This window comes from Mycobacterium sp. 134, assembly GCF_048282715.1.
Taxonomy (GTDB): domain Bacteria; phylum Actinomycetota; class Actinomycetes; order Mycobacteriales; family Mycobacteriaceae; genus Mycobacterium; species Mycobacterium septicum.
The window spans coordinates 4745443-4770379 of sequence record NZ_JBLVUN010000008.1 but is presented as its reverse complement, the minus strand read 5'-3'; the positions used below and the strand labels follow the sequence as shown (position 1 = coordinate 4770379).

General features: G+C 64.0%; 22 protein-coding genes. 7 read left to right on the top strand and 15 right to left on the bottom strand.

Translation table 11 applies throughout. From position 1 onward, the window contains the following. Positions 1 to 58: 58 nt before the first annotated feature. The gene (locus ACNQVK_RS27485; RefSeq protein WP_418032058.1) at positions 59 to 670 is read left to right on the top strand and encodes a hypothetical protein; all 612 of its coding nucleotides are present in this window, start codon (positions 59 to 61) and stop codon (positions 668 to 670) included. A 313-nt stretch (positions 671 to 983) separates the two neighbouring features. Here ACNQVK_RS27485 and ACNQVK_RS27480 read toward each other — a convergent pair whose 3' ends face one another. Next, a complete protein-coding gene (locus ACNQVK_RS27480) occupies positions 984 to 1787 on the bottom strand; it encodes a TIGR02391 family protein (protein WP_418032057.1) in 804 nt (267 codons plus the stop codon). A 437-nt stretch (positions 1788 to 2224) separates the two neighbouring features. After that, complete coding sequence (locus ACNQVK_RS27475) at positions 2225 to 3577, bottom strand: hypothetical protein (RefSeq protein WP_418032056.1); 1353 nt, start codon at positions 3575 to 3577, stop codon at positions 2225 to 2227. Between the two features lie 482 nt (positions 3578 to 4059). Here ACNQVK_RS27475 and ACNQVK_RS27470 point away from each other — a divergent pair, with 482 nt between their 5' ends. Beyond that, positions 4060 to 5031 (top strand): IS481 family transposase, encoded by a 972-nt coding sequence (locus tag ACNQVK_RS27470; protein WP_043988055.1) that lies wholly within the window; start codon positions 4060 to 4062, stop codon positions 5029 to 5031. Between the two features lie 334 nt (positions 5032 to 5365). Here the strand turns inward: ACNQVK_RS27470 and ACNQVK_RS27465 are convergent, their stop codons facing one another. Next, a complete protein-coding gene (locus ACNQVK_RS27465) occupies positions 5366 to 6121 on the bottom strand; it encodes a hypothetical protein (RefSeq protein WP_418032055.1) in 756 nt (251 codons plus the stop codon). Between the two features lie 52 nt (positions 6122 to 6173). Beyond that, on the bottom strand, positions 6174 to 8156 hold the full coding sequence (locus tag ACNQVK_RS27460) for a glycosyltransferase (RefSeq protein ID WP_418032054.1): 1983 nt from the start codon (positions 8154 to 8156) through the stop codon (positions 6174 to 6176). Positions 8157 to 8284: 128 nt separating this feature from the next. Here ACNQVK_RS27460 and ACNQVK_RS27455 point away from each other — a divergent pair, with 128 nt between their 5' ends. Next, entirely contained in the window at positions 8285 to 9136 is an 852-nt protein-coding gene (locus tag ACNQVK_RS27455) for a TauD/TfdA dioxygenase family protein (RefSeq protein WP_418032053.1), read from the top strand. Between the two features lie 4 nt (positions 9137 to 9140). Here ACNQVK_RS27455 and ACNQVK_RS27450 read toward each other — a convergent pair whose 3' ends face one another. After that, positions 9141 to 9848: a hypothetical protein gene (locus ACNQVK_RS27450; protein ID WP_418032052.1), complete on the bottom strand. Its 708-nt coding sequence runs from the start codon at positions 9846 to 9848 to the stop codon at positions 9141 to 9143. A 369-nt stretch (positions 9849 to 10217) separates the two neighbouring features. Between ACNQVK_RS27450 and ACNQVK_RS27445 the strand changes: the two genes are divergently transcribed. Next, positions 10218 to 11114, top strand: coding sequence for a glycosyltransferase (locus ACNQVK_RS27445; protein ID WP_418032051.1), 897 nt, complete (start codon positions 10218 to 10220; stop codon positions 11112 to 11114). 24 nt (positions 11115 to 11138) lie between these two features. On the opposite strand, the gene ACNQVK_RS27440 is transcribed toward ACNQVK_RS27445, so the two are convergent. The 9 genes from ACNQVK_RS27440 to ACNQVK_RS27400 all read right to left on the bottom strand — a co-directional run bounded on the left by ACNQVK_RS27440 (position 11139) and on the right by ACNQVK_RS27400 (position 21733). After that, positions 11139 to 11924, bottom strand: a complete 786-nt coding sequence (locus ACNQVK_RS27440) for a sulfotransferase family protein (RefSeq protein ID WP_418032050.1) — start codon at positions 11922 to 11924, stop codon at positions 11139 to 11141. Then, positions 11921 to 13174 (bottom strand): hypothetical protein, encoded by a 1254-nt coding sequence (locus ACNQVK_RS27435; protein ID WP_418032049.1) that lies wholly within the window; start codon positions 13172 to 13174, stop codon positions 11921 to 11923. The genes ACNQVK_RS27440 and ACNQVK_RS27435 overlap by 4 nt, the downstream gene beginning before the upstream one ends. Next, entirely contained in the window at positions 13171 to 14292 is a 1122-nt protein-coding gene (locus tag ACNQVK_RS27430; RefSeq protein WP_418032048.1) for a KamA family radical SAM protein, read from the bottom strand. The genes ACNQVK_RS27435 and ACNQVK_RS27430 overlap by 4 nt, the downstream gene beginning before the upstream one ends. A 21-nt stretch (positions 14293 to 14313) precedes the next feature. After that, positions 14314 to 15354, bottom strand: coding sequence for a hypothetical protein (locus ACNQVK_RS27425; protein WP_418032047.1), 1041 nt, complete (start codon positions 15352 to 15354; stop codon positions 14314 to 14316). Positions 15355 to 15369: 15 nt separating this feature from the next. Next, entirely contained in the window at positions 15370 to 15624 is a 255-nt protein-coding gene (locus ACNQVK_RS27420) for a hypothetical protein (RefSeq protein WP_418032046.1), read from the bottom strand. 1196 nt (positions 15625 to 16820) lie between these two features. Next, entirely contained in the window at positions 16821 to 18119 is a 1299-nt protein-coding gene (locus ACNQVK_RS27415; protein ID WP_418032045.1) for an NtaA/DmoA family FMN-dependent monooxygenase, read from the bottom strand. Between the two features lie 25 nt (positions 18120 to 18144). Continuing rightward, complete coding sequence (locus tag ACNQVK_RS27410) at positions 18145 to 18759, bottom strand: TetR/AcrR family transcriptional regulator (RefSeq protein WP_418032044.1); 615 nt, start codon at positions 18757 to 18759, stop codon at positions 18145 to 18147. Then, the gene (locus ACNQVK_RS27405) at positions 18756 to 20582 is read right to left on the bottom strand and encodes a flavin-containing monooxygenase (RefSeq protein WP_418032043.1); all 1827 of its coding nucleotides are present in this window, start codon (positions 20580 to 20582) and stop codon (positions 18756 to 18758) included. Before ACNQVK_RS27405 ends, ACNQVK_RS27410 begins: the two co-directional genes overlap by 4 nt. A gap of 107 nt (positions 20583 to 20689) precedes the next feature. After that, a complete protein-coding gene (locus ACNQVK_RS27400; RefSeq protein ID WP_418032042.1) occupies positions 20690 to 21733 on the bottom strand; it encodes a class I SAM-dependent methyltransferase in 1044 nt (347 codons plus the stop codon). 177 nt (positions 21734 to 21910) lie between these two features. On the opposite strand from ACNQVK_RS27400, the gene ACNQVK_RS27395 reads away from it, so the two are divergent. The 3 genes from ACNQVK_RS27395 to ACNQVK_RS27385 all read left to right on the top strand — a co-directional run bounded on the left by ACNQVK_RS27395 (position 21911) and on the right by ACNQVK_RS27385 (position 24567). Next, entirely contained in the window at positions 21911 to 23356 is a 1446-nt protein-coding gene (locus ACNQVK_RS27395) for a DHA2 family efflux MFS transporter permease subunit (RefSeq protein ID WP_418032041.1), read from the top strand. Between the two features lie 112 nt (positions 23357 to 23468). Next, positions 23469 to 23762 (top strand): hypothetical protein, encoded by a 294-nt coding sequence (locus tag ACNQVK_RS27390; RefSeq protein WP_418032040.1) that lies wholly within the window; start codon positions 23469 to 23471, stop codon positions 23760 to 23762. A 58-nt stretch (positions 23763 to 23820) separates the two neighbouring features. Then, a complete protein-coding gene (locus ACNQVK_RS27385; protein WP_418034366.1) occupies positions 23821 to 24567 on the top strand; it encodes an SDR family oxidoreductase in 747 nt (248 codons plus the stop codon). A gap of 70 nt (positions 24568 to 24637) precedes the next feature. On the opposite strand, the gene ACNQVK_RS27380 is transcribed toward ACNQVK_RS27385, so the two are convergent. Next, complete coding sequence (locus ACNQVK_RS27380) at positions 24638 to 24787, bottom strand: hypothetical protein (RefSeq protein WP_019348586.1); 150 nt, start codon at positions 24785 to 24787, stop codon at positions 24638 to 24640. Between the last annotated feature and the right edge of the window lie 150 nt (positions 24788 to 24937).

Genomic DNA, 24937 nt, shown 5'->3' with positions numbered 1-24937 from the left:
AACAGACGAACTCCCGGGGTACAGCCGTTCCGCATCGCTTCCTCGTAACCTTGGGAACGTGGTAAAGGAACGCGGGCCGAAGGCGCGCATCATCCCATCCGTACTTATGTCGGTGACCGCCGGGGGGTTCCTCACCTGGCATCTGGTGAACCCCACTGCCCAAGTCACCGGCTGGACGATCGTCTTGATCGTCATCATCTTCCTGCCCTGGTTGGGTGCCGTATTCGAGAGCCTGGGGTTCGCCGGCGCGAGCGTCAAGTGGCGGCGCGAGGTAGAGGAAGAACAAGAGAGGCAGGCAGACCAAATCGAAACGATGCAGTTCCTGCTCGCGAGGTTCTTGTCTGAGCCCGAACAACAGCTCTTGCTCCGGCTTGCGAGTGGTGACTCGGTGCAGATAGAGGACGGCGTAGGCGGCTCAACTATCCAACACGTCGACAAGTTGAGGCGAATGGGGATGATCGCAGTCAGGTCCGAGCTTCTGGAATCGTTCCGACAGCGGGAAGCGAAAGGACACACGTCGATGGACGTCGATGTGGTGAATGAAATATTCGCCGTGACGGATAGTGGTCGGCAATACCTTGGTCTTATTGCCAAACTGCCCGGAGGGAACGGGCGGATCTACCCAGATGGATCAAGCTTGCGAACTGGCCCGTCGACACCGCCGCTCTAAGCCTCACAACATCCCGCCAGGACGCGCGGCCGGGTCGGGATGCGCCCGGTTGGTGGCGAGTGCAGAAGACCAAGTAGTCGACCGGCTGATGCGTCGGTGCCCGCAGCGCGGCTATAGCGACCACTGGGAAGTAGTGCGGGAGGAGGCTGAGCTAGTGCATGCCGTGCAGGCGGTGATCCTCCCAAGAGCTGGCGTTGCCGCGTGGCTATGCGTGTACCGCCGTGACCCAGAGAGCTGCCTGAATGCCTGGTGCATTGGGACGGCGATTCGCGGAAGGCGCGCCGCTGTCCGTTTGCGCTGCTGGTGGGTCAGTTCATGGCGTTCGGCGGGCGCTGTCGAGGCGGCGGTGGATCATCGACAGGGTCCCAAGCACATCCAGCGCGTCCTGCTCGGACACCTTCCATACCAGCCGGGGTTCGTGGGCAGCAGGGTTTCGGAATGCTGCGAAGACGCCTTCGGCCAGCAGTGCGATGCCCTCCTGTTCGTTTCGCTCGGTGACGGTGGAACAGTCCGTCAGAAGGACTCGTGGCTGTTTGCCGCGGAGAGCCGCCTGGACGAGGGCACGACCGTCCTCGTCGAGCTCGGACTTCTCTCGCAGCCGGGCACCGAGGCCCTTGACCGCTTCGAACACGGCTTCGTAGCAGTCCTTCCGTAGCAGTTCAGGCCGACAGTGACGGACAACGTCCGGGTGAGCGCCGCGGGCCGAGAGCAGCTTGTGGAGCCGCTCGCTGCGGGCTGACGCCTCGGAGGCTGTGGTCGTACGCGCGGCCCTGATCACCTGCCCGTCCTCTCGGACTGCGAAGCCGGACAGCGACAAGACCTGACTAAGTTCGTCGCGGGCGACTGCAGCCTCAGACTGTCGGGACCAGATCCGGTCCGACGCGAAAGCAACGCGGACGAGCACGAGGAGCGGCTGCCCGTCACCTTGCCGGGCCTGCGTCGCATGGATCGCTGCGGCGAGGCGCTTCCACTTCGTCTGTCCTTCTCCAAGCGGGTCGAGGAACTTCGCGTCCACCATGACCCGGGTCAATTCGGATCCGCTGTACAGGTCACCGATAACCCTCGCGACGGCCTCGATCGTGCCTGCTGAGAACGCCTGAACGGTCTTATCTGCCACGGCGGCAGGATAACCCCGCGGTAGGACAACGCCGCACGCACGAGTGCACGGTGAACCGCCGGTCGTGAACGTCGTCGACTCCTACGCTCAATGACGCGCATGTCGAGATGTCGGGTGGTGATGGGCTCGACCCACAGTGACGGAGGCCTTCCGCGAAGCCCGGTCGAACTCAGAGCGGCGCGGGAAGTTTGAGAAAGCTGACGGCGCGCTACTTCGACTTGGACCCCTGTTATCGCAGCAGTACAACGCGGCGCACTGCTGAAGCGACTGGCGTGGCCGGAAAAGTAAGCCCGGCAACGGGATTGATCTCGTTGTTCGGAAACGCGACAGCGACGAATTCAGTGCGACGGTTGGGTAGACGAAGTGGTTCGGTATCGCGCAGCCGCCATGGAGACGGCCGGTGTGATACGTCCCGACCCAACCGATCCACGGAGGAATCACTTCTCCACTGCCTCGGACCTTCGGATCTCAGTGCCGGACGTCATCGGCTTCCTGCCTCGACAAGAGGTCTCGATCTGCAGATCAGGGCGGATACGGTGATGCGCGGCTCCAGCTAAATGTTCAGTGTCAAACGGATACAGTGCGTTTGGATTGTGAAAGACGTCCATGCCCTCAACCCATGTTTCTGGGTTTCCTTCTCCGATCACTTCTTCGAATGGGGTCGGGGTGGACGAGTCTGGATTTGGATCCCACAGCGTTCCGCGCCGAATGAGGGTGATGTTGGCGGCGCCAAATCCAGCCCCGACGCCCATGCGGTTGAACTTGTTAAGCGTGCCGGAGTTATTGAACACTACGGCACTTACATTCTCGGCGTCGGGCAGTGAGAAGAAACCCGATGGCACATCCTTTGTGCCCCAACGGTGGTTCGCGATCGGTGTTGCTTCGATTATCAGCCGGCGCGCGCTGTCGCGATGTGGCGTGTGAGTGACACCGTAGAGGTACATCGGCAACGCCGGATAGCTGTAAGTCATCGACAGGGGCGCGTGAAAGTCTTGGATTGCGAGCACCAGTGGCTTTCCACGAGCAGCGTCGCGGGTCCAGTACTTCTTTGCGAGCTTGGTGGTTAACGGGCCCGCATATCGGATTGGTAGATAGTGACGGATATACGCAGCCATGTCCGCGGCATTGGTTGGAATTGGAGGGGTATCGGAACTCCCAGTAGTCGGGTTGATCGTGGTCGCTTCTATCGTGAATTCGCCGTGGATTCCCTTGGCTAATATGTCGGGCGCCGGTCTTGGGTGTTCGACCTGAAGTCCCGCTTCGGCGAGCGTTGCGAATAGATAGAGTTCCCACATTCGCGCATCGAATCCGGTTGTCTGGAACTGCTCGACAAAATTACCGTCAACGTCCTCATGCCAATGCATCAATTCGCGCACAAGTGATTTCGCAGCGGAGTAATCCTCTTCGTTCGCCAGTTTCCGGAAGCGCGGGTTCAGCTTCGTATCCGGTGCGCGCTGGGCGAAGAGATCGGTGACCCTGCCGGATTCGTTCCCTTGATTTCGCAGCGCATCGATCTTGGTTGATATCTGTTGGAGCACTTCCGTTAGATTGGAAGCCGCGGCATTAAATGATTCGTAGGGTCCTCTTACCCAGACTAATCGGAATCGCTGAATTTTGTCTCGTGCGAAGAATGCAGTCAAGAAGTCGCTCTCCGTATCGGCGGCGACCATCGCAAGCACTTGATGTTCGTTGGACTCGAACCAGGCTTGTTCTTGAAAGAGTATTTCTGCCCCAGGCAGCCGGCAGTAGGATGCAAGCGCGTTCCACCTCTGGAGACTGATCTGTTGCATCGCTCTCATCTTCTCGCATCAAGCCCTTGCGCGGGCATCGATATTGCGGCACGGCCGAGCCCAGTTATCCAGCTCTACCTGCTTTTCTCTCGGCACGTCAAGAACAATAACGGCAGGCTCGGACACATCGAGCCATTCAGATAAGCAACGCCGCGTCCGCAACCGAGAAAACTCCGCTCGCGAGCCACGGACGCTGGCTGAATGATTTGGCGTCGACAACCAGGACGTGTCGATCTTCAGCGTGCTGCCCGTCGCGCGACTCGATCATGCAGCGCTGCTCGTTCAACGAGACGGTAGTGGCCCCCTATTTCTCCGGGCTAGTGTCCAATCCTCTCGTGTGCCGGTATGAGCTCTCTAGGTTCGGGCCGGCCTAGGTGTAACTCCCAGACAGGTTGTGAACGGCGTGGTGAGCGGAAGTAGGTGAGGACCTCCGGTATCGGTGTGGTTACCAAATACGCACATCCGATTACCGAGAGGTCCTCATGGTCCACGCTAATGCTTCGTTGACTCCTCGTGGGCGGTTGCGGCTTGCGCAGGCGGTTGTTGATCAGGGCTGGAGTTTGCGGCGCGCGGCTGAGCGGTTCCAATGTTCGGTGGCCACAGCCAAGAAATGGGCCGACCGTTATCGCGACGGTGGCGAAGCAGCGATGGTAGACCGGCCCAGCCGGCCGCATCGCAGTCCGTTGCGGTTGCCGAAACGACGTGAGCGGCGCATCGTCAACCTGCGCTTCACCCGGCGCTGGGGCCCACATCGCATCGCCGCTTACCTGCACCTGCCACGCTCGACCGTTGAGGCGGTGCTGCGCCGCTACCGGATGCCATTGCTGCGGCACCTGGACCAAAACACCGGGTTACCGGTACGCCGGCCCAAACCCCGCCGCTATGAGCACCCGGCTCCCGGCGACTTGGTCCATGTCGACGTCAAGAAACTGGGCCGCATCCCCGACGGGGGCGGCCATCGCAAGCTGGGTCGCCAAGCCGGCCGGCGCAACCGCTGCGGCATGGGATACACGTTCTTGCACCACGCCGTTGATGACCACTCCCGGCTGGCCTACTCCGAGGACCTCACCGACGAACGCAAAGAAACCGCCGCGGGATTCTGGAAACGCGCCAACGCGTTCTTCGCCGACCACGGCATCACCGTCAAACGAGTGTTGACCGACAATGGATCCTGTTACCGGTCAAAGAATTTCGCTGAAGCGCTCGGCCCCGACATCACCCACAAGAGGACCCGGCCCTACCGGCCACAGACCAACGGCAAAGTCGAGCGATTCAACCGCACCCTGACCACCGAATGGGCCTATGCGCAGACCTACCGCTCTGAGGCCGAACGCGCCGGAACCTACCAGCACTGGCTGCATCACTACAATCACCACCGACCCCACACCGGCATCGGCGGAATGACACCAATCGAGCGCCTACGCGTTCACAACCTACCCGTGAAGAACACCTAGGCCACTGATTCCTAGTCAGCGGTCTGTGTGTGAAACGCTGATGGCGGTTGTTGTCTGTGCGGCCCGGGATGGCCCGAATTTTGGGAACACTTTTGGGAACACAACGCTGCGAAACACCCCAAAAAGCATGGGACCCAGCGGTACTGAGCGGACCTACGCAACGGATTGACCAGTATCTTTGGGATTTCGTCTGATGCCGAAAACGCCCAGTGCCTGTCTCATAACCCAGAGGTCGCAGGTTCGAATCCTGTCCCCGCTACCAAGAGGAAATGGCCCTCGGACTTCGGTCCGGGGGCCATTTTCATGCCCATCGTGGGCTGGTTCGGGTTCCGGCTTACTGCGTCAGTTTGTCCCGCATCCCCGGCGCGAGAACGCCGGCAAGGGTGTCCCAGCTCACCGTGACCGGGTAGTAGTCGCCGAGCACATGCGCGACGGGGATGTAGACGACGAGTCCGTCGTCATCGGGCAGCCAGTTGGCGAGCTGATCGGCAACCGGTTCGGGCGCAGACTGGTTGGCCAGCTTCTCCTCGGCCGCCATCGCGGACTTGATCCCATCGACCAGTGCGGTGAACCCGGCAGTCTGGTCGGCGAACAGGTCGGTGATCATGATCGGCGCGGCGGTGTGGGCGTCGATCACCGTGGTCGCGACGGCGTTGAACGGATGCGCCGCATGGTCGACGAAGATGTTGAGCAGCAGCACGCCGGCCACCGCGCCGGTGCCGATGTGGCTCACCTCGCTGCGGTCGTCCTCGCCGAGCACCCCGGGCGCGACGGTCACCGGGACGTTGTCTTCGGTGGGCTTGAGGTAGTCGTCGAGGGCGGCACGCATCCCGGCGTTGAACTTGTCGCGGACCGCGGCGTCTCCGCCTTTCAGTTGGGGAAGCTCCGCCTTGTAGGTGACCGTTCCCGCGGTGCCGTCGAGGGATTCGACGAAACCCGTGAACGGTGTGACCTCGGCGGTCGCAGATGCGCTCATGGTCGTCGTCTGCCCGGGCTCGGCATTCTCTGACGTGCACGCCGTCCCGATGCTGAGCATCGAGACGACGACCGCCACCGACGCCAGCCTGCGCACCACCGTTGTGTCGCTCATTTTTCGACCCTAGCCTCGCGTGGACTCTCGTGACCGCCGAATGGCCTCGGCGTCAGAGGCGTTCCCGCAGTGGACGGAGCGAGGGGATCGCCGCGAGATCCGAACGGGCGCCTTTGCGCCATCCCCACACCGGGTCGACCCGACCGAACACGATGACGCCGAGGTCATGCAGGCGCCGCAGCGCATCCATGAGGAGTCGGCGGTCATCCTGGCCGTCACCGCGCCTGGCGGCGACCGCGTCGATCACCTCCTGTGTCGTTCGGTGGCCGTCGCAGAGTTCGAGCAGGGCAACCACGTTGGGGTCCACCTCCAGCTCACCCGGCATCAGGTTCACCGTGCGGTGGAACAGGAACAGGCACTGCCTGGCTTCTGCGCGCATCAGGGGATCGTCGGTGGGTTCGCCTGGCTGCGTCACGCCGAACACCCTGGACACGTCGTGGTCGAAGTCCTCCACCACGACCGAATTCCCGCGCACCGGGTACAGCTCGGTCAACTCGGCCGTGCTGAACGTCCGGTCGTGAAGTTCGTCGACAACCGCAAACGGTGGCGGTGAGCCGGCCACATCGAATCCGGCGCGAACGCGGGCGGCGGTGAACCGCAGCGCTTCAGCGAAAACGGCTCGGCGTTCTTGTCTCAAGTGCGCCGGCAGACCCTGGCCGAGAACGGAACAGAAGTCGAGCGCACAGCCCGGAAGGCCCGCGTCCCCGCCGGTGTCGAGGAACCGGTCGACAACGCCGGGTCCCACGGTCTCGGCGTACGCCAGAAGCGACGGCACAGCCACCTCAAGCGCCGCCCGGCGGGCCGCCGGACCCGATGGTGCTGCCGCGCCGGTTCTGTCGGCAGAACACCGGCGGTAGCGCTCGAAGAGGTCCTCCCACGCCACGATGAACCGCGGGTACGCGTCGGGTTGGGCCACGGCTTGGGCCCCGTCCGCTCCGATCTGCCGTGCCCTCTGCGGATCGTCGACGACGGAACGGAGGCACTCGGTGAGCTCATCGGTGTCGCGGGGATCGGTGACGACGAGAAGATGGGCTCCGTCGGCCAGTTGGCTACGCTCCCACTGCTTGTCGGCGATTTCTTTCGAGACGACGAGGCAACTGCCACATGCCAGGACTTCTCGCGCGACCATCGGCCCATGGATCGCCACGCGAAAACCGCGCTCCAAGAAGCACACAGCGGTACAGCCGCGAATGAACTCGGGGACCCGCCAGTTCGGTAGGAACGGCAGAATCACTGTTCGCTCGGCGATACCGGCCTCTTCCAACGCGGTCCGCATTGCCGCTCCCGGATCGTCACCCACCATCGCGGCGAAGCGGAAGGGCCGACCCTCGGCGGCCAGCCGGCCGAGGGCCGCGATCAAATCGAACGTCCCTTTCGTCGCACCGATTTTGCCGTATACACCGAACGTGGGACCCCTCACCGCACCCATGTCGAGGGCCACACCATGAGGTCTGAAGAAGCGGGAGTCATGACGGTAACGCGGCGCCTCCACAATCCGCGATGGGTGCACACCCATGCCCGCGAAGCGGCGCACGAGTCGGGGGAAGGTCAGTACCGCGGTGGCGTCGCGGAGGATCTCCTTGTAGGCCGGCCCGAGGTCAGGCGCTCTGGCGAGGCGGTCGATGTCACTGGCGGCATGCCGGATCAGCAGCGGCCGATCGCTTCGCTGAGCGGCGAACCACCCTGCCATCCCATAGGGCTCAAGGTAGGAAGCCAAGATCACGTCGCACCCGTATCGGCGCGTGACGTCGGTGGCCAGCGACGCCAGCCGGGTGAAGTAGGGATTGGCCTCCGGGATGTGTGCCATCGCGATGGGGTCGAACGACTCGATGTGATGGACGCGGACGAAGCCGCCGTTGTCGAACTGTGGCTGCAGCATCGCGGAGTCACCCGCCTCGAGTCGTATCCGAAACCGGTCCTCGACCTCGTCGGCGTTGGTCACGATGTGGATCTCGTGGCCCCGCTCGGCCAGACCGCGCGCCAACCAGTACGTCGTCGCGCTCACTCCGCCCTCGACCGGTGGGTACTTGCCCACGATGCACACGCGAAGTGGTGTCGTCCTCACCCGTCGGACCGCCCCGCAACTGCCGAAAGTCGCTGCACAATGGTCGCCCACCGTGGTGTCATAGTTTCGAACTCTTGCACTTAATAAGGACCACAGCAATGAGCACCTCAACCCCGGCAGCACCTCCGGTCACGGTGACAAAGCTGACTAGCAGAATCGGTGCCCGGGTCGACGGCGTGCGGCTCGGTGGCAACCTCGATCCGGCTACCGTCAACGAGATCCGCGAGGCACTGTTGGCCCACCGGGTGATCTTCTTCCGTGGCCAGTCCCACCTCGATGACGATCGGCAGCTCGCGTTCGCCAGACTGCTGGGCACGCCCATCGCCCATCCGGCCGCGTACCGGACCCGCCGCGGAAGGCCGACGTTCTGGCACACCGATCTCGCGTACTTCCCGAACTACCCCGCGGCCTCGATCCTGCGTCCGGTCAACCTGCCCGCATATGGCGGATCGACCTTGTGGGCGTCCACCGCGGCGGCCTACGCGGAGCTGCCCGAACCGCTCAAGGCACTCACCGAGAATCTGTGGGCCCTGCACACCAACCGCTACGACTATGTGATGACGGAGGCGATCACCGACGAGCAGCAGGTACCGGACTTCCGCACCGAGCATCCCGTCGTGCGGGTCCACCCGGAGACCGGCGAACGGACCCTGCTGGCGGGCGTGTTCGTGCGCGGTTTCATCGGCCTGGACAGTCACGAGTCGCACGTGCTTCTGGAGTTGCTGCAGCGACGAATCACTCTGGCCAACAACACCATCCGGTGGAATTGGAAACTTGGCGACGTCGCGATCTGGGACAACCGGGCGACACAGCATCGGGCCGTCGACGACTATGACGACCAACATCGGCTGATGCACCGGGTGACCCTGATGGGCGATGTGCCCGTGGATGTCCACGGGCGGCAGAGTCGAATGATCAGTGGCGCGCCGCTGACACCGGCCGTCGACTGAACCGCTATTCGGTTTCGAACGCAGCGCAGGGATCCTCGAGGCTGTTCAGGATCGACACCACAATCCGGGAGTATTCGGTCCAGGGCCGGTCGGGGTCGTGACCGGCCCTGCGTGACAGGCAGTACAAGGCGCGTTGCGACATGGCCAACGGCAGGCCGAGTGCCTGTAGCCAGCCTCGGACGAGTATGTAGTCGTCGAACCCGAGTGGCGCCGACTCGCCCTCTGTGGCCGACGGTTCGATACCGGGGCAGGGCTCCAGACCGGCAGCCAAACGCAGGCCGCTGGCGGCAGCGCGCACGCGCCAGTCGAACACGAGGTGGTGGCTCGGCCAGAGGGCGGCCAGCAACGACGCGGTGGTCGACACGTCCGCGCCCACCAAACTGGTGCGCAGCGATTCCCACGACGCGGGGTCGTCTCGATCGACCTGCACACCCGTCGGGGTTTCCAGGGAGCCGGCGGTCCTGGGTTGTTGCCCCGGAATTCCCTGAAGCCGGCAGGGGGAGAGCCACCGGGTCCGTGGTCTCTTGAAGTTGCCCACCGCCAACACGAGATGGTGCCATCGGAGCGCCCGGTCATCTGGGGTACTCGCGGCCCAGAACTGCCGACCGAGCCACTCCGCATCGTCCCAGAGACCGTCGTCGCGCCAGTCGGTGGCGAGCCTGCGTGCTCTCGACGCGGTGAAGCCGGGAAGCGGGTCCGATTCCGGTGGCATAGTTGAGACGGTATGACGCGACTGCGGGTTTCGCCCGAAGTTGCTGATACCAGGTGATCGTCGACGATCCAGGTGCCCACTGGAGGAGTCATGCTGGCAGGAAAGAAGATCCTGTGTGCCGCGGCCCCCATCTATGGACACCTGGTGCCCGTCTTGACGACGGCGCTCGAGCTTCAAAAGGCCGGAAACGACGTGCAGATCATGTCGTACGACGAAGCGACGCAACAGCTGTGCGATCGACACCGGGTGAGCACGAGGGCCGCCACGTTGCGCCGGCAAGATCCGCTGCAGAATCTGTTGCAGGTCAAGGAAATCCTGCAGGACTGCCAACCTGATGTCACCATATGTGACTGGAACAAGTCGCTGTGGTTGGCGCTGCGGGCGTGGCGGCCGGCCTGCCGGGTTTCGATCCTGCGCTGCGAACTCCTGTATGGCTATCAGCGCCGCAATCTGTCCCTGCCGGATAAGTTTCCGTTCGAAACGGTGGGGGTGCTCGACAGGCTCAATACACACCTGTCTGGGATGGGACTGGAACCCCTCGCCGACTGGCGGGATCTCTGCCGAGCCGAAATCATTGTGGTTCCCGGCATTCCAGAGATCGATCCGCTGCCGGTCGGGGTTCAGGACCGCTACTCCGAATCGACATTCGTCCGCACCGGGCCGCTGCTGCTGCAGCTCGGCAGCACTGCCAGTGCGTCGCTGTGTGAATGGATCGCGTCGTCTCGGCGAAACGGCGATCCGGTCGTCCTCGTCACGCTCGGCACCGTGTGGGAAACGAGCATCTACACGGCTCTGGCCGATTGCCTGCAGCGAACCGAGTTCGCCGTCGTCATGGTCGTTCCCGACGACGATCAGCGGCATCAGCTCGAGCAGCGAAACGGTCGACGATTTCAGGCCATCGGGCTCACCGACCTCCGCGATCTGGCCGAACGGGTGGACCTCGTCGTTCATCATTGCGGCCACGGCACGCTGCACACCGTTCTCCTCGCCGGAACGCCGTCGCTGACGGTTCCGAGCGGTCAATACGACCGGGAGGACAACGCGTCACGTCTTGAGGATCTCGGGTGCGGACGGCACCTCGGCAACGACTTCTTCAGCAACGGGCTCGATGCGAAGGAGTTTTCGGCCGCCGCCAACGACGTGCTGAGCGACAGCACGATCGGCAACAGCGTGTCGGCGATGTCCCAGACCGTGTCGGACTACGTCCGGACACGTGGCCCGGCAGAGTTGGGGCGCGCCCTCGCCGCCCATCGCACTCTGCGATAACCGATGCGACGCCTGCACCAAAGGTCAGAGCGGCGTCGGCGGTTGGAGTCGGTAGCCATAGCCTTCGGCGACGCGGGCTGTTTCCGGCGAATACTCGATCACTGTGGTGGGCGGCGTCGCCGGACGGGTCTGCCGCGCCGCGTCGTGCAGCATCTCTGTGGCGGCCGGTAGCCGGAGGAAGGCGAATACCCGCGAGAGTTCCGTGTCGGGGTGTGCACACAGGTCCTCATAGCGGAAACTGTGGACCCGGCCGGGTAGCTGAACGCGCAGCGCCAGCGCTTGTCGCTCATGGAAGGTCCACTGCTCGACCTTCTCCGCGCGGGTGAGTCCGAGCCAGAAGTCGCCCCCGTGCCTCTCGTTGAAGCGGTCCGAGCTGAGCGCCACCGAAAACGGGTGACGCACGATGTGCAGGAATCGGGCATCGGGAAAGTGCTCGAGGATGAACCTCACCAGTCGCGGATCGCCGTGTTGGAACGGCTTCTTGTCACCGATCCACAGAAGCTCGGGTTTCGTCTGGGCCGGCAGGAACGGGGAACCGGCTTCCATGAGCCGCTGCTGGACGGCCAGGAGATTCTCGCGCGGGTTTCGCTCCCTGCGGAACAAGTCTCCGCAGCTCTGCACGGTGTGCCGAAGACCGCGGTCCGAATCCCACGGATGGGACCGAAACGGCTCGCCGTGGGCGAACTGGTATAGCGCCCAGACGATGTCGGATTCGTGTGAGACGAAAACCTGTGGGTGCAGGTTCAGCAGCCGGACCAGATGTGATGTTCCCGAACGCTTGTTCCCGACGATGAACAGAAAGCGGGTCATGATCGCGCCCTGTGCCCGGCACTGTGGCACGGCTCCGGTGCGGGTTCTGTCTCGATCTCGAAATCGTCGAGCAGTCGCCGCATTCGAGCCTCCACCTGGGTGACGGAGTCTCCGTACACGTGCACGCCAGCGGACCCGAAATGCGAGTGCCGCCGCGGCTGGATGACATCTCCCGGCTGGAACCTGACGAACCCGTCGAGGACCTCTGATCGCGTGAGCAGTTCGCTCAGCGGTGTGATCTTGGTGATCCGGCCGGCAGGGGCCGGGAAAACCAAATCGCCCACGAAGCGGAACTGTGTGGGGGTCAGGTCGGGCACTCGGCCCACATGGATGTCGAGCAACGCATCGAACACGTCGTAACCGAAAGCCAGAGAGTGGTTGCGAGGAATCAGCCCACCGGCAAGTCGTGCCGCCACTTCACCGAACGTCAATCTGCCGCGGTGAAGGAAGAATTCGGAGTGCAGGTACCCATCTTGGAGTCCGAGGCCGCTGACCACCGCCTGGGCGACGTCAACGGGCCGCACCGGAAAGTCGCTGGGAACTTCGCGGTAGGTGATGTTGGCGTTCATCGCCCCGTCGACGATCGCCAGCGGGCGCTCGGGCATCGATGAGAGAAACACCGCGAGTACGCGGCCATGTTGGAACAGTGCGCACAGTTCGTATTCGATTCCATGCTGATAGGCCTCGACCACCATCGGTTTCTGATCGATGCCGCCGAGCTCCATGACGTCTTTCTCCCCGCAGACCAGATGGGCGCCGATACAGGCGAAGCCGTCGCGCGGTTTCACCACCACCGGCCAACCGTGATCCGCGGCGAAGCCGATGACGTCGTTGGGGGCCTTGACAACCGCGTGCGCAGCGACCTGGAAGCCGATCTCCCGCAGTTTGTGTTTCATCGCTGACTTGTCACGGACCCACGACACCTGTTCCGCGCTCAGCGCCGGAAGGCCGGCGTGGCGGGCGAACTTCTGGGCGATGTCCTGACGGGCTTCGCTGGAGTTGCAGAAGTGCTCGACAGGCTTGCCCTGGGCGGCCATCCACGCCCTGAACCGCTCGGCCTCCGTGGCTGTGTCACGGCCGGTGTCGACGACGAACGTGGGCAGATGCTTTGTCGCGGAAAGGTGTTCGTGGGGCAGAGCGGGAAGCGAATCGGAGAACCTCACCAACACCGCGGTCAGATCGGTTCGCTTCGTGAGCGCGTCCAGCAACGGGCTCGGCTGATTGTCGACGAAGACCAGGGTCGGGCTCAATGAGCGCCCCCGGCGTCGGGGAGATCCAATCGCACCGTGTCACCCGGGGCATTTCGGGCCCACACCGTTCTGCCGACCTGGGACAGGTGGTCACCGTCCACCCGAATCTTGCCGATCGTGGTGGTGATGACGTACTCGGGTACGGCGAAACCTGTCGTCGACCATTCGAGCCGGCGCATGATTTCGCGTCCGGCGCGAAGCGATGTCTGAAAGTGGCTCACGCCCATCACGTTGTCGCAGTGATAGAGGTAATACGGGCGTACCCGCGCTCGGACGAGCCCGGTGTTCAGCGCCCGCATGGTGTCGACATCGTCATTGATGCCGCGCAACAGCACCGTCTGATTCTGGACGGGGACCCCGGCGCGCAGCAGCCTGTCGCACGCCGCCTGCGCGTCGGGCGTCAGTTCCTTGGGGTGATTGAAGTGGGTGCTCACCCACACCGGGTGATGCGGCTGCAGCATGTCGCAGAACGCCGCGGTGATCCGTTGCGGCAACAGGACCGGGAATCGCGTTCCGATCCGGAGGATCTCCACGTGGGGTATCGCCCGCAACCGGCCGAGCAGGGAATCGAGCTTGGCATCGGAGTAACTCAGCGGGTCGCCGCCGGTGAGGAGCACATCGCGAATCTCGGGGTGTGCGGCGATGTAGGCGATGTCTTCGTCGAACGGCAGCGCCTCACTGTCGCCGAAATAGGTCCCGTCGAGATTCGTGGTGTGGAACTTGCGCGTGCAGTGGCGGCAGTAGACGGGACATATTCTCGTGACGAGCAGGATCGCTCGATCAGGATATTTGTGTACGACTCGATTGGTCTTGCGATATTGCCTGTCGCCCACCGGGTCGACATCATCGCCGGGCCGGATCTCGAACTCGCTCAGCCTCGGTACCGCCTGCCGGCGCACCGGACACTCCGGATCGGCGGGGTCCATCAAGGCGGCGTAGTAGGGCGTGATGCTCCACCGATAGACGCCCGCACACGCCTCGATCGCCTTCGCCTCGTCGTCGGTGACATCGATCCATTTGCGCAGCATGCCCACGGTCACAATGCGATTGGCGAGATGCCACCGGTAGTCATCCCACAATTCAGAATCGATCGGGCCGTGCTGCATGGACTTCGGCATCGTCAATTCACCTGCTTGGCCTCAATCGCCGGCGGCGCGCGTGAACAGCCCCGTCTCTTCCAATCCGTCGGCGATCGCCTGTCGCTCATCGTCGGTCAGGAGCCCCGGTAGCTCGTTGACATCGAATTGTGTTGCACCGGCGCAGAAGGCGATCGCTTCGCGTGCGACGCGGGCAACCGTCAACTCTTCCACCCAACCGTGTTCGGTCTGGACGCCGAGAGCGACGCAATCGCCGGTTTCCCGACAGTCGAGGGCCAGCTCGGGGTCGGAACGAACCAGAATGCGGGCTCCGGACGAATCGGCGTCCATGAGCTCGGTCCCGGCAAGTCCGTGAACGAGGCGTCGGGTTCCGGCGGAGCCTTGCCGCAGGCACCGCTCAAGCAGGTGCGTCACCGGAACGGTATCGACCTGGTTCAGGAACTGGGCAATCGCGCGAAGCTTCAGTTGCCGTTGCCGAGTCGCGATGACCTTGTCGTAAGACGCGCCGTAAACCGAGAATCGGCGAGCGGCGAACTCGTCCAGAACGGGCAGGCATTGTTCCCGGTCTGTCGGCGGTTGACCATCGTGTGGGCTGCTCACGTGCATCGACAGCGACCACTTGTCTGTCGGGTTGCGCGGATCGTGGATGCACGGTTGGTAAATGAAGCCGACATCTCCGGCGCGGGCATCGAAGAGGTTCTTCGGCACCAGAGCCTGGCGGCGGTACGACTCATCGCGGTCGAAGGTCTGGACGACCAGCTGATTGTGGCAGACGCTGGTGATCGTCCAGTCCGTGTGCTCATGCGCACCGGCATTGCTCCCCGGCGGCCAATAGCCGAAGGCGAACCGGACTCCGTACCCAGGCACGGTGAAGAAGGGGACCAGGTTCTGACGGCGCCGACGCGGCCGCTCAAGCAGGGTCAGCTCGTATCCGATGCAGTCGACCAGGAACTCCTCGTCGCGAACGGCTGTGGTCATCGCGGCCCGGGCAGCCAGGACCGCATCCTTGTCCGGCAGGTCGCGTACCTCTTCGTCGGGGAATGCGTGCCGCTCGAACAACTCACAGAGGTCATCGAGTTTCACCGCACACCCCCACTGTCAACCGACGCGGAGGACCTTGAGGTCCACCAGTGCCGAGACCAGCGAAACCCTTTCCTGGTCGGTCAGGTCGCCGGGTACTTCACGGACGTAGAAGGCGCCCGTGTCGACGATGAATCGCAGCGCGCCCTCCGCGATGAGGCTGACACTGAGCAATACTCGGCGCCGGCCGTCGATGAGGTCGACCATCGCGCCGTCGGAGCTCAGCGTCCATTGGCCGGGAAAGTAGTTCACCACTCGACGGCGGAGGGTCACCCAGCTCGAAGTCTTCCCAGACCGCAGGCAGATCCGTGCCGAACACTTCGCGGTACCGATCCCGGAACTCGGCCGGCGTCGCCTCAGGAGCGTGCTTGTCGCCGGTGTCGGGTGCATTGCTCGGAGCGTGGTGGCGATAGCGACCGAAATGCCTGGCGCAGAACGCGCTGTACTCCGCGGTGAAGAGCACGAACTGGTGCCAGGCCTCATCGACGGCCAGCGAGTGCATCTTCCAGGACTTCGTGCGGTCGAGATTCGACAGCACGAGATACCGCTTCACTTCTGTGAAAAGCGCAAGCGCATCTTGGGCCGTGTCGACAAAGCGTTCTTTCACCAACTTGTCGATCACGAAGGGCGCTTCGTAGTCGAGCGCCGCAAACGGGTCCGTCAGGACGTCCGGCACTGAGAGGGCCATGATCGGTCCTTGATTGGCGGCGCAGCCGAACCGGCTACGCGGATGCTTCCTTCTCGTAACAACAACAATCGCCGCATGTGCCGCTGCAATTTGACTGGCCCTCAGCGGAAGAACGCAACAAGATCCGCAAACGGCCACTCTCGATCTCTGTGATGTCGATCGTGTCGATGCCGGTACTCATGCACATGGATGCTATCATCCGCCAGCTATTGTGTCAGGATCATCTGGAAGTTTGCTGTGGGTCCGATGTGGTTGCCTTTTCACCTGCTGTACCGGCCGATACAGGGGCTGATTCCGCCCATTGCTCCGCGATGTGGCGTGCGGAGGTGGATCGGTGGGCGGCGCGGTCGGGCCCTGCCTGATCGGCCGGTGGGCCACGGTTTGACGGAGTCTCGTCAACGTGCGGTTGGTGGGGTGGTACCGGCTCGGTGATGCGCCCACGGAGAGCCGGTGAGCGCCTATTCGTTTGCCAACGGAAATTGTGATTCCGCAAGGTTTCTCACGGAGTCGCTACGCACTGGTGTGCGGGCTTCGCCCCAGCCGCGCCAATGTCGGCCGGAGCGACGACTTCCGCTTCGAAGGATGCGGAGACCTGCTGGGGAAATCCGGTTTCCTGTGCCCGGGTCACGTGCCGGGCGGGGCGGGATGCGATGCGGTGTGGCCGTCGCTCATGGCGGGATCGGCTCGAGCGTGCACTCGCTGAAGCTCGGGGCAATCGTTTGGTTGCTCTATCCGCACAGATGGCGCCGGTGGCAACTGCGTTCCGGCGCGCTTCCTTGCGTCAGAAACGTTCTCGCAATGGGCGGTCGGCCGGGGTGCTGCGATAGATGCCGCGGTCGATGAGTCGTGGCACCACCTCGTCGATGAACTCCCGGATGGATTGTGCTCCGGCGGAGAACATCAGGTTGAATCCGCCGACGTTGCCGTCGGAGTGCCAGGCCGCGAAATCGTCGACGATGTCGTCATAGGAGCCGACGAACTTGCGATGCGTGGCACCGCCGCGGCCGACCGCCTGGGCCACCACGTCGCGCACGGTCACACCCGGCCGCTCTTGAATCCAGTTGTACAGCCCCACGTAATTGCCGAACGTGCTCTTGATCGTCTTCTCGACATCGGCGGGAACTGGCAGTGCCTCAACCGGGAAGGGCGCGGTGATGTCGTCAAGCGGGATGTCGATACCGAACTGGCCCAACGCGAATGGTGCGATGGGGGCCCAGTCGACGTAGCTGTCCAGTTCGCGTAGTTTCTCCTCGGCTTCCTTCGCGGTGCGGCCCAGGTAGGGGATGAGTCCGGGGATCGGCGGGACCGAGCCCGGGGCCCGCCCCTGGTCGACGAGCGCTTTGTCCAGGGTCTCCCGGTATACCGCCGCGCTCTCGCGGGTGGACGAGTTGGTGAACACCATCTCGGCATGCTTGGCGGCTACCTTGATGCCGGCTCCCGACCCGCCCGCTTGCGCGATGAGCGGCCGGCCTTGTCGGCTGGGCGCGATGTTGAGCGGACCCGAGACCTGAAAAAGGTTGCCCCGGTGGTTGATCGGTTCGGCATAGAACCGCGTACGGCCATCGGGGTCGCGCCGTAGCTCCCGGTTGTCCCACAGCGAGCGCAGCACATCGAGGAACTCATCGGCACGCTGATAGCGCTGCTCGCGGTCCAGATGCTTGGCCAGGCTGTAATTCAGCGCGAAGTCGTCGATGACCGACGTGACCGCGTTGTATCCGGCGCGACCATCGGAGGCCTGGTCGAGTGAGGCCAGCAACCGGGCCAGGTTGTACGGGTCGTAGAACGTCGTCGATGCCGTTGCGATCAGGCCGACATGCTTGGTGTGCTGTGAGATCGCGGTCAGCGCGGTGATGGGTTCTGCCGGTCCGCCGTCGAAGGCCGGCGATCCCTGCATGCCGGGGATGTCGCCGACGAACAGCGCGGTGAACAAGCCCTCGTCGCCGAATGTCCCGTACTCGAGCAGGCGCTCGAAGGTGGTGCGATCGGGCACACCGTTGGCCTGCTCGTACCCGTGCGCACCTTGGTGCAGGTTGATGTCGTTGGCTACCAGGTTCAGATGCAGATAGCGTCGATCGGGCATGGGTATTCCTGTCCTAGTGAGGGATTCAGCGCATGGTGGCGTACAGGGCGTCGGTCATCGCCTCGATGGCGGCCTCGCGGTCCAACGGCCAACCATCGACGAGCCACAGATGCATGAAGGAATCCACCATCGTGTACATCATCGCGATGGCCAGGCGGAGCTGGGCCTCGGTGGCGCCGGGCATGGCGTTGTTCTGGATCCAGTCATCGACGTTGGCTTCCATCGTGGACCGGTGAGCCGCGGCGAATTCCGGGTCGGCGGCCCGGGCCTGATGCAGAGCCGTGTAGAGCTCCGGAGCGGAAGTGTAGAAGTCGACCACCTTCTCGAAGAAGGCGCGGATCGAGGGCCGTCCGGAGGGGCCGCCCCGCGGGGCGTCCTGCTGCGACCACACCGTCATTCGGGTGTTGCGGAGTTCGCGGAGCACTGCGGCCTTGCTGTCGAAATGGAGGTAGAACGTCGCCCGTCCGATACCGGCACGCCGCACGATGTCATCGATGGTCACCGGGACGTAGCCGCGTTCGGCGAAGGCTTCCAGGGCTGCGGCCATGATGTGCTCGCGGGTCATGATGCGGTGACGGTCGCGCATCGTGAGCTTCGGTGCGGCGCTGGTGGTTTCGGTGACCTGGGTAGCCTCGGTCATGTGAGGGTCACCCCCTCCAACTGGCCTGTCGATCGCCATTTGTGCAGCATGTCGAAAAAGTCGACCGGTTTGCCGCCGAAGTTGTTCGCCAACATGCTGTGTGGGTTGTCCCTGTCGCCCTCGGAGCTCAGATAGCTCGGGGTGCAGTCGGCATAGAAGGCCTTCGGTTGCACTGTCGACTCGTTCATCTCCGACAACCACTCGTCTTCGGCTTGCTGAGTGGCCTCGATGACTGCGGCGCCACGCTCGGCCCAGGTGCTGACCAGGTAGACGAAGTGGCGGGCGCGTTCCTCAGCGGTGTGGGTGTAGTTGGGGGAGACCCCGGACTGGGTGTAGCCGAGGAAGAAGCAGTTGGGAAAACCGTGGCTCTGTAGGCCGTGCAACGTCCGCATGCCCTTGGCCCACTTGTCGCTCAGCCGCACGTTGTCCCGGCCGGTGATCTCGAATCCGAGACGCCGGGTGAACTCGGTGCCCACCTCGAAGCCGGTCGCGAAGATCAACGCGTCGAGTTCGTAGTGCACCCCGTCCACGACGGCGGCGGTCGAGGTGAACCGCTCGACTCCGCGCCCGTCGGTGTCGACCAACTCGACATTGTCGCGGTTGAACGTCGGCAGATAGTCGTCGTGGTAGCCCGCGCGTTTGCAGTTGAGCTTGAACCAGGGCTTGAGGGCTTCGGCGGTCTTCGGGTCATGGACGGTCCGGCTGACGCGGGCGCGCAGGCGCTCCATCGCCACATAGTCGGCCCGGTACAGGAACGCCTCGATCTCCTCCGGCGTCATCTCCCTGCCGAGGCGGGCCGTCTCGCGGATCACCGCGGGATCGGTGAGCTCAAGGGCGTTGCGGGTCCACCCGTCATCGGTGAGATCGAGGTCCATCTCGACACCGCAGGTCACCCTGGTGAAATTCGCCATGCGCTCTCGCTGCCAGCCCGGTGTCAGGCTCGCCGCCCAGGCGGGATCGGTCGGCCGGTTGTGCCGTTCGGCGACGGTGCTCGGCGTCCGTTGAAACACATGGAGCTGCTGTGCCCACCGGCCGAGGTGCGGTATGCATTGCAGCCCGGTCGCGCCGGTGCCGATGATCCCGACGCGCTTGTCCTGCAGTCCGGTCAGTCCACCGGACTCGTCACCGCCCGTGTAGCCGTAATCCCAGCGGCTGGTGTGGAAGGTATGCCCCGAGAACTCGTTGATGCCCGGGATCCCCGGCAGCTTCGGCCGCGTCAGGGATCCCGGCGAGACAGCGACCAGCGACGCGGTGAGCACGTCCCCTCGATCGGTCGAGACCTGCCAGTGCCCGGCCCCGTCGTCCCATCGCATGCCGGTGACGGTGGTCTGCAGCAGGGCGTTCCGGTACAGCCCGTAGTGGCGTGCGATGGCCTGCAGGTGCTCCCGGATCTCCGGACCGTGGGCATAGCGCTCTGTGGGGGTGTAGCCCAGCTCTTCGAGCAATGGCAGGTAGATGTAGGACTCGATATCGCACTGGGCACCGGGGTAGCGGTTCCAGTACCAGGTGCCGCCGAAGTCACCCGCGGTGTCGACGATCCTGATGTCGTCGACACCGGCTTCTCGCAGCCGTGCCGCCGCGATCAGGCTGCCCAGGCCGGCCCCGATGATCAGCACGGTGACGTGGTCGTGCACTGGTTCGCGTTCGAGAGGCTCGGCCCACGGATCGTCGGCATAGTGCGAAAAGTCGGCGGTGACCTCGACGAATTGGCCGACGGCGTCACTGCGAAGGCGCTTGTCGCGTTCCAGCTTGTACTTCGCGCGTACCCAATCGGCGTCGTATTCCGCCGGCTGCGGCCCCAGGGAAGTCGCCGTCTCTGGCATCGCGTGGCGCTCCTCGCATCGTCAATTTCGCTAGACAGACTGTCTCTTCAACAGACTCTGCAGCATCTTGCCAGACAATGCGTATTTTGTAACGGTCACGTCCAAGGTCACGCTGGTCGGCGCGCCGACGCGAACAGGTTGATGCCCGTGGCTTCGCGCCGCACCTCGACCGGCGCGTGCCCGAACTCCGATTGCGCGAACAGATCAGCCAGGTCCTGGGGTGACCGGTGGATCAGCTTCCAGTCGAGCAGGTGGTCCATGAACGCCCGGTCCGGATTGTCGATATCGAAGTTCCCGACGATCGCCGTGCCGCCGGGACGCAGGTGTTGGTGGATCCAGTCGAGCAGCTTGATGACGAGGTGATCGGCCAGGTAGTCGATCAGGCCGATCGAATAGACCAGATCCTGATCGTCCAACTCCAGCGATTGACGTCCCAGGGCCAGCTTGACGACGTTGGCTTGCACGAACGCGACTTCCGCGGTCACACCGACGCTGTCCGCGATGCTCTGGGCGTAGGCCAATGCCTGGTCGTCGATGTCCAGGCAGGTGGCGATGATGTCCGGGTGGTCGGGCTCGCCGAAGATGTCGAAGATCTCTCGGGCGGGCCCGCAGGCCAGGCTCGTGATCGCGATCGGCCTGTCCTGGCAGGCGCTCGCGGTGTCGATGATGATGTCGCGCAACAGCTGTCGGCGATTCTTGACCGCGCACGACGCCGGTATGTCGAGAAACCACCGGTCGATGTAGGGGCCGAGTCTGCGTACACCGTCGGCCTGGTCGTCGTACACCATCTGCAGGGTCAGGTAGTCACCGGCGTAGCCCCGTGGCTTGGTGTAGGAGCGGTCGATCAGGGTGCTCAATCCCAGGTACGGGTAGGTCTCCCTGTGTATGAAGGCGCCCATCTCCTCGGCGTCGCGGGCCCCCGGCCGCAAGTGGATGTGGATCTCGTCGGACAGGGCGTTGCAGGCGGACGTAATGCGGGCTTGGACTTCATCGTTGGTGGCGTGACCTTCGATGATCAGCCTGTCCGCGTCCGACATCGCTGCTTTGAAACTCGCTGCGGTGAGGGTGAGGGGATGTGGCATCCCATTGGCGGACAGCGGGAATGAGGGGATGGTGCCGTCGAGGTTCGGTGCCGCGTCGGTGATGGTCATGGCCTGATGCTTTCGCTTCGCCGTCGCGGCGTATGCAGTAGTGCACTACTCCAATTTCTGCCGACGTCAATTTCCGCCGGGGCGACGATGTGGCAAAAACCGGTTTCCCTGACGCGGGGTGTCCCACCTACCCTGGGTGGCTGCGCAGTCGACGCTCGGGGGAGCAAGGGGAGTGAAATGATGACGGGCCCGAGCACGGGGGAGATCGCGGCGCGGCCGCGCGCCCAGTCGAGCGCGAACGTCATCATCGGGCTGCTGGTCGGTTCGGCGTTCGTGATGATCCTCAACGAGACGATCATGAGCGTCGCGCTACCCGCCCTGATTGTCGACCTGGACATTTCGGCGAGCACGGCGCAATGGCTGACCAGCGGGTTTCTTTTGACGATGGCTGTGGTGATCCCGATGTCGGGTTCGCTGTTGCAGCGTTTCCCGGTGCGGAGCATCTTCTTGGCGTCGATGACGTTGTTCTGCACCGGCACGCTGGTGGCCGCGCTGGCACCGGGGTTCGCGGTCCTGCTGACCGGACGGATCGTGCAGGCATGCGGTACGGCCGTGATGATGCCGTTGCTGATGACGACGGTCATGACGTTGATCCCCGCCGAGCGGCGCGGGCAGATGATGGGCACGATCTCGATCGTCATCGCTGTCGCGCCGGCGATCGGCCCGACCCTGTCGGGGTTCATCCTGCGCTCGCTGGACTGGCGGTGGATGTTCTGGATCGTGCTGCCCATCGCGCTGGTGGCGCTCAGCGCCGGTCTCGTTTGGCTGCGGGTCGACGATGAACGGCAGGAGCCGACGCCGATCGATCCCGTCTCGGTACCGCTGTCGGCGATCGCGTTCGCGGGCTTGGTGTTCGGGCTGTCGCTGATGGGTGAATCCGCCCACGGCAGGCAGGGGATACCCGCGTGGGTGCCGATGGTGATCGGCGCGGTGGCGATGGCCCTGTTCGGCGCGCGGCAAATACAGCTGCAGCGACGCGACCGCGCGTTCCTCGACCTTCGGCCGTTCACCTATCGGCGGTTCTCGGTGTCGCTGGGCCTGGTGGTCCTCGGCTTCATGGGGCTGTTCGGCGCCATCATCATGGTCCCGCTGTACGTGCAGGACGTGCTGGGGCAGAGCGCGCTGGTCGCCGGACTGACGAGCCTGCCGGGCGGACTTCTGATGGGTGTGGCTGGTCCGCTGGTCGGCCGGGCTTACGACCGGCACGGCGCTCGACTGCTGGTCGTCCCGGGGTCGATGATGCTGTGCGTGGCGCTGTGGGGGTTCACCATGCTCTCGGCCGCGTCGCCGGTCTGGGAGCTTGTCGTCCTGCAGACGATCATGATGGTGGGGTTGTCGATGATGTTCACCCCGTTGATGACTGACGCGCTCAGCGTTCTGCCCGACCGGCTCTACTCACATGGCAGCGCCATCCTCACGACACTGCAACAGGTCGGGGGCGCGGCCGGTACGGCCCTGTTCGTGACGGTCATGACCAAGGCGTCGCAATCAGGTGGGGCCCCTGACCTTCCCGGTGTGCATGCGGCATTCATGGCCGCGGCGGTGATCAGTGTGATTGCCGTGGCCACTGCGTTCTTCACCGCACCGCGCCCGAGTCCCGCGGGCGGTACCCCGACGCACTGAGGCCCGGGTCCTGATGGAGTAGCGCACTACGCGTGCGTGGGGCTGTGACCGCGGATGACAGTGGGAGGGCCCATCGACCAGGGGGCATCGGCACTCGACGCAGGAGTTCAACATGAGCTGGAGATGGACGGGTAATCACGGGGACGCTCCGTCGGCGGCGGCCGCGGCCACCGCATCGGGAGCAGGCCCCGGTGAGGCGATCTTCGAGGTCAACGACGGCGGCACCGTCGGCCTCTACATATTCGACAACAACACCGGCACCGGCGGCCGTGCGTGGAACTGGACCGGCAACCACGCCGATGCCCCGTCGGCGGTGGCGGCTGCCAACGCCGCCGGCGCCGGCGCCGGCGAGGCGGTCTACGCGGTGAATGACGGTGGCACGGTGGGTCTTTACCTGCTCCGCTGAATTTCCTCGCCTCGGCGCAACCGGCGATCCCGGATGCGCCGAGGCGAGGTCGGGCACAATCGAACCCGTGCAGAAAGTCGTGATCATCACGGGCGCCGGAACTGGCATCGGCCGCGCGACGGCCCGGGTTCTGTTGGATGCCGGGCATCGGGTGGTGCTGACCGGCCGCCGGTCTGAGCCGTTGGTGTCGGTTGCCGACGGGAACCCGAATGCCCGCGTCGTCCCGACCGACGTCACGGATTCCGCCTCGGTGCAGGCGCTGTTCGTCGATGTGGCCGCCGCCTTCGGGCGTGTGGATGTGCTGTTCAACAACGCCGGTGTGTTCGGTCCGTCGGCTTCGATCCTCGACATCGACGACCAGCAGTGGCATTCCACGTGGCGCACCAACGTCGACGGCGCGGTGTTCTGCGCCAGGGAAGCCGCGCGCGTCATGGCCTCCCAGTTGCCCAGGGGCGGGCGGATCATCAACAACGGATCGATCTCCGCGCACCGGCCTCGCCCCAACAGCCTGGCCTACACCGTCACCAAACACGCGATGAGCGGGTTGACCGCGTCGATGTTGTTGGACCTACGTGATCTCGACATCTGCGTCACCCAGATCGACATCGGCAATGCCGCCACGGACATGACCGCCGGATTCAGTCACCAGACCTTGCAGGCCGACGGAAGTCTCGCGGCCGAGCCGACTTTCGACGTCGAGCATGTGGCCCGCGCCGTCGCGCATCTCGTCGACCTGCCGCTGGAGGTTTCGGTTCCGTCGCTGACCGTGATGGCCCGGGCCATGCCGTACTTCGGCCGCGGCTGACGGTTCTGCCTTCGAAAAGCAACAGAGCCGGGGCCCTCGGGCCTCCGGCTCTGTAAGCGGAATCGGTGCTTCAGTGCTGTGCGTCTTGAAGCTCGTACCGCTGGACCACTGCGATCAACTCTTCGCGAACCGATGAGTTGGGCAGTTCGTTGATCCGCGCGTAGAGGCGGCGCCGCATGTTGGCCCGCTTCTGGTTTGCACGGAATTGTGCGAACGACATACTTCTCACTCCTCAAAAGTGCCCCGGATCACGGGTACTCGTTTTTCGACATCCACATCGGGGATCGCCCGAAGAAAAGGACACCTTCCATGCTCCCGGTCGGCGGTGATTAAAACCAATTCTTAGAGTGTGAGTTTCACTACAGCTCAA

Coding starts and splice junctions, on each gene's coding strand:
- ACNQVK_RS27475 (WP_418032056.1), bottom strand. CDS start 3,577: ATGCAACAGATCAGTCTCCAGAGGTGGAACGCGCTTGCATCCTACTGC.
- ACNQVK_RS27470 (WP_043988055.1), top strand. CDS start 4,060: ATGGTCCACGCTAATGCTTCGTTGACTCCTCGTGGGCGGTTGCGGCTT.
- ACNQVK_RS27465 (WP_418032055.1), bottom strand. CDS start 6,121: ATGAGCGACACAACGGTGGTGCGCAGGCTGGCGTCGGTGGCGGTCGTC.
- ACNQVK_RS27455 (WP_418032053.1), top strand. CDS start 8,285: ATGAGCACCTCAACCCCGGCAGCACCTCCGGTCACGGTGACAAAGCTG.
- ACNQVK_RS27450 (WP_418032052.1), bottom strand. CDS start 9,848: ATGCCACCGGAATCGGACCCGCTTCCCGGCTTCACCGCGTCGAGAGCA.
- ACNQVK_RS27440 (WP_418032050.1), bottom strand. CDS start 11,924: ATGACCCGCTTTCTGTTCATCGTCGGGAACAAGCGTTCGGGAACATCA.
- ACNQVK_RS27430 (WP_418032048.1), bottom strand. CDS start 14,292: ATGCCGAAGTCCATGCAGCACGGCCCGATCGATTCTGAATTGTGGGAT.
- ACNQVK_RS27415 (WP_418032045.1), bottom strand. CDS start 18,119: ATGCCCGATCGACGCTATCTGCATCTGAACCTGGTAGCCAACGACATC.
- ACNQVK_RS27410 (WP_418032044.1), bottom strand. CDS start 18,759: ATGACCGAGGCTACCCAGGTCACCGAAACCACCAGCGCCGCACCGAAG.
- ACNQVK_RS27405 (WP_418032043.1), bottom strand. CDS start 20,582: ATGCCAGAGACGGCGACTTCCCTGGGGCCGCAGCCGGCGGAATACGAC.
- ACNQVK_RS27400 (WP_418032042.1), bottom strand. CDS start 21,733: ATGACCATCACCGACGCGGCACCGAACCTCGACGGCACCATCCCCTCA.
- ACNQVK_RS27395 (WP_418032041.1), top strand. CDS start 21,911: ATGATGACGGGCCCGAGCACGGGGGAGATCGCGGCGCGGCCGCGCGCC.
- ACNQVK_RS27390 (WP_418032040.1), top strand. CDS start 23,469: ATGAGCTGGAGATGGACGGGTAATCACGGGGACGCTCCGTCGGCGGCG.
- ACNQVK_RS27380 (WP_019348586.1), bottom strand. CDS start 24,787: ATGTCGTTCGCACAATTCCGTGCAAACCAGAAGCGGGCCAACATGCGG.